This is a genomic window from Lentzea sp. NPDC060358 (genome assembly GCF_042725365.1).
Lineage (GTDB): Bacteria > Actinomycetota > Actinomycetes > Mycobacteriales > Pseudonocardiaceae > Lentzea.
On sequence record NZ_JBHXCW010000441.1, the window covers coordinates 1 to 2,532 of the forward strand.

The following is a 2,532-nucleotide window of genomic DNA, read 5'->3' on the forward strand; positions in this document are numbered from 1 at the left end:
GGTGATCAGAAAGGTTCGGTTCGTCATGCCACCGAATCTACACCGCGTCGATAAAAATCGACACTGTGTCGATTATGCGCCGGCTTCGTCACCCGCCGGCGCAAACAACTTGCCGGACCCCGGCGTCTGCGGGTAAACCTGCGCTCGTGCCCCTGTCCGTCCGTCTCGCCCGTGGCCGCCGGCCGCGTGGCTGCCGCGCGCCCGCACGGCGCGTGCTCGGACGCCGGGTGAGGTACGTGATCGGCTCCGAGGCGGGTCAGGTCGACGGAATGCGATGGCGTCGTGCGCCGCGCATCGCGCGGGATCGCTGAATCCCCGGCCACCCACGACCACCCGGACCTGACGTTCCGGGTCAGGAGCACATCGCCATGCAGCACTTCTTCCCGGCTGCCCCCGGCAGCCCGCCCTCCGCCGACGGGTACTTCGGCGCCTTCGGCGGCCGGTTCGTCCCGCAGGCCCTCCTCGCCGCCATCGACCAGGTGGCCACCGAGTACGAACGGGCGAAGGCGGATCCGGACTTCGTCGCCCGGCTCGAAGACCTGCTCGTGCACCACGTCGGCCGCCCGAGCGCCCTCACCGAGGCACCGCGGTTCGCCGCTCACGCCGGCGGCGCGCGGATCTTCCTCAAGCGCGAGGACCTGAACCACACCGGCTCGCACAAGGTGAACAACGCGCTGGGCCAGGCACTGCTGGCTCAGCGGATGGGCAAGACGCGCGTCATCGCCGAGACCGGCGCCGGGTCGCACGGCGTCGCGACCGCCACCGCGTGCGCGCTGACCGGCCTCTCCTGCACCGTCTACATGGGAGAGACGGACATGCGGCGGCAGGCCGTGAACGTTGCGCGCATGGAACTCCTCGGCGCCGAGGTCGTTCCGGTGACGTCGGGCTCGCGCACGTTGAAGGACGCGATCAACGAGACGTTCCGCGACTGGGTCGCCCGCACGCAGGACACGCACTACCTCTTCGGCACGGTCGCCGGGCCGCACCCGTTCCCGGCGATGATCCGCGACTTCCAGCGCGTCATCGGCGTCGAGGCCCGCCGGCAGCTGCTCGAGCGGACCGGGCGCCTGCCCGACGCGGCCCTCGCCTGCGTCGGCGGCGGGTCCAACGCGATCGGCCTGTTCCACGCGTTCCTGGACGACCCGGTCCGGCTGGTCGGCTGCGAGGCCGCCGGGCGCGGCGTGGACAGCGGTGAGCACGCCGCGTCGCTGACGGCCGGCGAACCGGGGGTGCTGCACGGCTCCCGTTCGTACGTGCTGCAGGACGACGAGGGCCAGATCCGCGAGGCCTGGTCGATCTCCGCGGGCCTCGACTACCCCGGAGTGGGCCCCGAGCACGCGCACCTGCACTCGTCCGGACGAGCCGAGTATCGCCCGGTCACCGACGACGAGGCCATGCACGCGTTCCGCCTGCTGGCGACCACCGAGGGGATCGTCCCGGCGATCGAGAGCGCGCACGCGCTGGCCGGCGCCCTCCGGCTCGGCGCGGAGCTGGGGCCCGGCGCGCTCGTGCTGGTGAACCTCTCCGGCCGCGGCGACAAGGACCTCGGCACGGCTTCGGTCCACTTCGGACTGGAGGCCGCGCGATGACCGCCCGGCTGCTCACCGACGCGCTCGCGCGGGCCCGCCGCGAGGGCAGGGCCGCTCTCGTCACCTACCACCCCGCGGGGTTCCCCACCGTGGACGAGGGGATCGCGGCGATCCTCGCGACCCTCGACGCCGGCGCGGACGTCGTCGAGGTGGGCCTGCCGCACAGCGACCCGGTGCTCGACGGCCCGGTCATCCAGGCGGCGGACGACATCGCGCTGCGCGGTGGCGTCCGGATCGCCGGCGTGCTGCGCACCGTGCGCGAGGTGCACGCCGCCACCGGCAAACCGGTGCTGGTGATGTCGTACTGGAACCCCGTGTCGCGCTACGGCGCCGAGCGCTTCGCGCGCGAGCTGGCCGAGGCCGGCGGCTCGGGGTGCGTGCTGCCGGACCTGCCGGTGGCGGAGTCCGGGCCGTGGCGCCGCGCGGCTGCCGCGCACGGGCTGGCCACGGTGTTCGTCGTCGCCCCGAGCAGCACGGACGCGCAGCTCGCGGAGACGGCGGCGGCCGGCACCGGGTTCGTCTACGCCTCCGCCCTGATGGGCGTCACGGGCACGCGCGACTCGGTGGACGAGGCCGCCGCGGTGCTCGTGGCGAGGCTCCGCGCGGTCACCGGCCTGCCGGTGTGCGTCGGCATGGGCGTCTCGGACGCCCGGCAGGCGGCGCACGTCGCCGGGTTCGCCGACGGCGTGATCGTCGGGTCGGCACTGGTGGCGACGCTGCTCGACGCGGCGGACCCCGGCGAGAGCCGGACGGCGCTCGCTCGCCTCGCCGGTGAGCTGGCGGCCGGGGTGCGGGCGTAGGGACCGCGCCGGGGTGGCCGGGCCCCCGGCGGGGCCCGCCACCCCAAAGCTCGCCACGACCACGGCGGGGCCGAGGTTATCCACCCCCCGGTACGGGGTTAGGTGGGGGTGCCAGCAGCCGACCGAGACGGCGCGGCAGAAAC

3 protein-coding genes are annotated in these 2,532 nt (G+C 74.3%); all 3 read left to right on the forward strand.

Features of this window, described 5'->3' with window-relative positions; translation table 11 throughout:
- Positions 1-74: 74 nt before the first annotated feature.
- From trpM to trpA, 3 genes are read left to right on the forward strand one after another with little or no spacing between them, the layout of a single operon-like run.
- On the forward strand, positions 75-311 hold the full coding sequence (trpM, locus tag ACFWGZ_RS40665; RefSeq protein ID WP_382456917.1) for a tryptophan biosynthesis modulator TrpM: 237 nt from the start codon (positions 75-77) through the stop codon (positions 309-311).
- A 57-nt stretch (positions 312-368) separates the two neighbouring features.
- The gene (trpB, locus tag ACFWGZ_RS40670) at positions 369-1,589 is read left to right on the forward strand and encodes a tryptophan synthase subunit beta (protein WP_382456918.1); all 1,221 of its coding nucleotides are present in this window, start codon (positions 369-371) and stop codon (positions 1,587-1,589) included.
- Positions 1,586-2,389 carry a tryptophan synthase subunit alpha gene (gene trpA / locus ACFWGZ_RS40675; protein WP_382456919.1) on the forward strand — a complete coding sequence of 268 codons (804 nt, stop codon included), beginning with the start codon at positions 1,586-1,588 and terminating at the stop codon, positions 2,387-2,389. Before trpB ends, trpA begins: the two co-directional genes overlap by 4 nt.
- The last annotated feature ends 143 nt before the right edge of the window (positions 2,390-2,532 follow it).